3 protein-coding genes and 2 pseudogenes are annotated in these 3680 nt (G+C 75.1%); 1 reads left to right on the top strand and 4 read right to left on the bottom strand.

The annotated features are described in order from the left end of the window. The 4 genes and pseudogenes from ACWEVO_RS32380 to ACWEVO_RS32365 all read right to left on the bottom strand — a co-directional run. Positions 1–268, bottom strand: a pseudogene (locus ACWEVO_RS32380) (hypothetical protein); the annotation flags it as partial. Positions 269–460: 192 nt separating this feature from the next. Next, positions 461–1576, bottom strand: coding sequence for a cystathionine gamma-lyase (locus ACWEVO_RS32375; protein WP_452311245.1), 1116 nt, complete (start codon positions 1574–1576; stop codon positions 461–463). 7 nt (positions 1577–1583) lie between these two features. Continuing rightward, entirely contained in the window at positions 1584–2591 is a 1008-nt protein-coding gene (locus ACWEVO_RS32370) for an NAD(P)H-dependent glycerol-3-phosphate dehydrogenase (RefSeq protein ID WP_452311244.1), read from the bottom strand. Next, the gene (locus ACWEVO_RS32365; RefSeq protein WP_452311246.1) at positions 2588–3313 is read right to left on the bottom strand and encodes a lysophospholipid acyltransferase family protein; all 726 of its coding nucleotides are present in this window, start codon (positions 3311–3313) and stop codon (positions 2588–2590) included. Before ACWEVO_RS32365 ends, ACWEVO_RS32370 begins: the two co-directional genes overlap by 4 nt. A 115-nt stretch (positions 3314–3428) precedes the next feature. Here ACWEVO_RS32365 and ACWEVO_RS32360 point away from each other — a divergent pair. Further along, positions 3429–3680, top strand: a pseudogene (locus ACWEVO_RS32360) (2-phospho-L-lactate guanylyltransferase); the annotation flags it as partial.

Here is a 3680-nt window from a genome sequence, read left to right as displayed (position 1 = left end):
AGAAAGAGCTCAACCTCCAGCAACCCGCCGGCTGCGACCAGCCAGCCCCCCCCCCCGGGGCCCCGCCCCCCCGGAGGCCGCAGAACTCGGCCCAGCCGAGCAGGTGTTCCAGCGGCCGGCCGGCCACCCGGCGGTCGACCAGGTCGGTGAGGGCCGCGGCGGAGTCGGCGGCGGCGATCAGCAGGTCCGCCTCGTCCTCGGCGTAGACGCAACCGGCGGCGCGCAGCCGCTGGACGAGGGCGGAACGGTCGGCGTGCAACAGTGCCATGGGATGCCTTTCGGGAACGCTCGTCGGCGCTCCCGGCGTCGCCTAACCCTGAGGCGACGCGGACTCGGAGGGAGCGCCGGTCCTTTGCTGGTGGATCGGTCTCACCTCCTCCGGTCGGGGCCCGTACGGGCCGCTGCTGACCGTCACCCTAGCGGAGCCGCCGCCCTCCGGTCGCCCCGGTTCCCGCCGCGGTCAGTCCGTGCTGGCGTCGAGCGCGGCGGCCACGTCGGCCACCAGGTCGGCGCTGTCCTCGATGCCGCAGGAGAGGCGGACGAAGCCCGGGGTGGTGTCGTCGCCCCACTGGGCCCGCCGGTCCGCGGTGGTGTGCAGACCGCCGAACGAGGTGGCGGCGGCGACCAGTCGGGACGCGTCGAGGAAGCGGGCCACCCGGGCGGCGTCGCCCAGGTCGAAGGAGAGCACCCCCGGCATCCGGCGCATCTGCGCCGAGGCGACCGGGTACGCCGGGTCGGTCGGCAGGCCGGGCCAGCGCAGCCCGGTCACGTCCGGGCGGTCGGCGAGCAGCCGGGCGAGCGCCGCGGCGTTGGCGGTCTGCCGGCCCAGCCGCAGGTCGACGGTCGCCAGCGAGCGGTGGGCCAGCCAGCAGTCGAACGCCCCGGGCACCCCGCCGGTGGTGGTCCGCCAGGCGGCCACCGGGTCGAGCAGTTCGGGCGAGCGGGTCGCCACGTACCCCAGCAGCAGGTCGGAGTGGCCGGTGAGCGCCTTGGTGCCGGAGGCGACGACCACGTCGGCGCCCAGCTCCAGCGGGCGCTGCCCGAGCGGGGTGGCGGTGGTGTTGTCGACCGCGACGAGAGCCCCGGCGGCGTGCGCCGCGGCGGTGAGCGCCGGCAGGTCGGCCACGTCCAGCCCCGGGTTCGCCGGGGTCTCCAGCAGCACCAGCCGGACCCCCTCGAACGACGGGTACGGCCCGGCGGTCGGTACGAAGTCGACGCGTACCCCGATGCCCGCCAGGGTGGCGGTGGCGAAGGCGCGCACCGGGAAGTATCCGTCGGCGGGGAGCAGCACGGTGTCGCCCGGTCGCAGCAGCGCCAGCAGCAGCCCGGTGATGGCCGCCTGACCGCTGGCGAAGACCCGGCAGTCCCCGCCCTCCAGCTCGCCGATGGCGGCCTCCAGCAGCCGCCGGGTCGGGTTGTCCGGGCGGCCGTACCCGTTCGGCGTCGCCGCGGGGCCCTGCCACGGGTCGAGGTGGTACGGCGCGGCGAAGACCGGGCCGGGCAGGAACGGCTGTCCCGGCTCCGGCGCCGGGAGCCCGGCATGCACGCTGCGGGTGCCGTCGCCCCACTCGGTCATCGTCACCTCACTCGTACGACTCGGGCTTGGCGGTCCGGCTCATCAGGGCGTCCACGGCGAGCCGCGGGTCCATCCCCTCGTGGCAGATCCGCTCGATCTGCTCGGTGATCGGCATCTCGACGCCGTTCGCCCGGGCCAGGTCGCGGATGGACAGGCAGCTCTTGACGCCCTCGGCGGTCTGCCGGGTGGCGGCCTGCGCCTGCTCCAGGGTCTCCCCCCGGCCCAGGTGCTCGCCGAAGGTGCGGTTGCGGGCCAGCGGCGAGGAGCAGGAGGCGACCAGGTCACCCATGCCGGCGAGCCCGGCGAAGGTGATCGGGTCGGCGCCGAGCGCCACGCCCAGCCGGGCGGTCTCGGCGAGGCCACGGGTCATCAGCATGGCCCGGGTGTTGTCGCCGAAGCCCATCGCGGTGGCGATCCCGTACGCCAGGGCGATCACGTTCTTGACCGCCCCGCCCAGCTCGCAGCCGATCACGTCGTCGTTGGTGTACGGGCGGAAGTACGGCGTCCGGATCGACGCCTGGACCAGGGCGGTGCGCCGGCTGTCGGTGCCGGCGACCACCGTCGCGGCGGGCTGCTCGGCGGCGATCTCCGGGGCCAGGTTGGGGCCGGAAACGACGACCACCCGGTCGGCGGGCACCCCGGCCGTCTCCATGATCACCTGGCTCATCCGTTTGGTGGTGCCGAGCTCGATGCCCTTCATCAGCGACACCAGCGTGGCGTCCGGGTCCAGGTACGGGGTCCACTCGGCGAGGTTGCCACGCAGCGTCTGGGAGGGCACGGAGAGCACCACCACCTCGGCCCCGGCGATCGCCTCCTCGGCGTCCCCGGTCGCGCTGACCCGGTCTGGCAGGCGGACGTCCGAGAGGTAGTCGGGGTTGCGGCCGGTGGTCCGGATCGCCTCGGCCACCGCCCGCCGCCGGGCCAGGATGGTCACGTCCCGGCCGGCGTCGGCGAGGATCTTGGCGAACGCGGTTCCCCAGGAACCGGCGCCGAGCACGGCGACGTGGCCGCTCATTCGCTCACCTCGGGGGCACGGGTGCGGGCCGGGCGCGCCCAGAGCGGCGGTGGGGTGCCGCCGCGGATCTCGGCGACCAGGTCACGGATCCGCAGCATGATGGTGTCGGTCATCTCCTCGAGGACGGCCCGGGACGGGGTGGCGCCGGCCCAGCGGCTCAGGTCGATCGGCGGCCCGGCGACCACGGTCACCGGGGTCCGGGGGCGCAGCCGCAGCCGGGAGGTCTTCGGGTCGAACATCCGCTCCGGGCCGACCATCGCGACCGGGATCACCGGGGCGCCGGTGGCCAGCGCCAGCCGGGCCGCACCCGTCTTGCCCTTCATCGGCCAGAGGTCCGGTTCCCGGGTGATCGTCCCCTCCGGGTAGATCACCACCGCGCCGCCCTCGTTCAGCGCTCCGACCAGCTTGTCCAGCGACTTGACCGCGTCCACGGTGCCGCGCTCCACCGGGATCTGCCGGCACCGGTACAGGATCGCGCCGATCACCGGCACCCGGAACACGCTGGCCTTGCCGAGGAACTGCGGCCAGCGCCCGGAGTCGTAGATGAAGTGCGCGGCGACCAGCGGGTCGGCGTGCGAGATGTGGTTGGGCACGATGATGATGCCGCCCTCGCCGCCCAGCTGCTCCATGCCCCGCCAGGTACGCCGGGTCCAGACGGTCAGCACCGGCTTCACCAGCACCACGGCTAACCGTGGCCAGAATCCCACCTTCCGCCGCCCCACCTGCGTCCCCTCCTCGTGCCCCGGCCACGCGCCCACGTCCCGCGACGAAATCATGCCTGCTCGCCCCGGGTCCGGCCAGTGAGGGTACCGCCGGACCGACTGGCAGGATGGTCACGTGCCCGAGCCGAGCTGGACCGTGGTGGTGCCGGTGAAGCGCCTCGGGGCGGCGAAGAGCCGCCTGCGGGGCGCGCTGTCCGGCGTACCCCATGAGGAGCTGGCGCTCGCCCTGGCGGCCGACACGGTCCGCGCGGTGCGGGCCTGCCCGGCGGTGGCCGAGGTGCTGGTGGTCACCGACGACCCCCGGGTGGCGGTGGAGGTCGCCGCGGCCGGCGCCCGGGCCGTGCCGGACCCGGCGGGCGGGCTGAAC

It is taken from the genome of Micromonospora sp. NPDC003776, assembly GCF_053605645.1.
The sequence above is the reverse complement of the archived record's forward strand: the minus strand, read 5'-3'. Positions and strand labels throughout refer to the sequence as shown.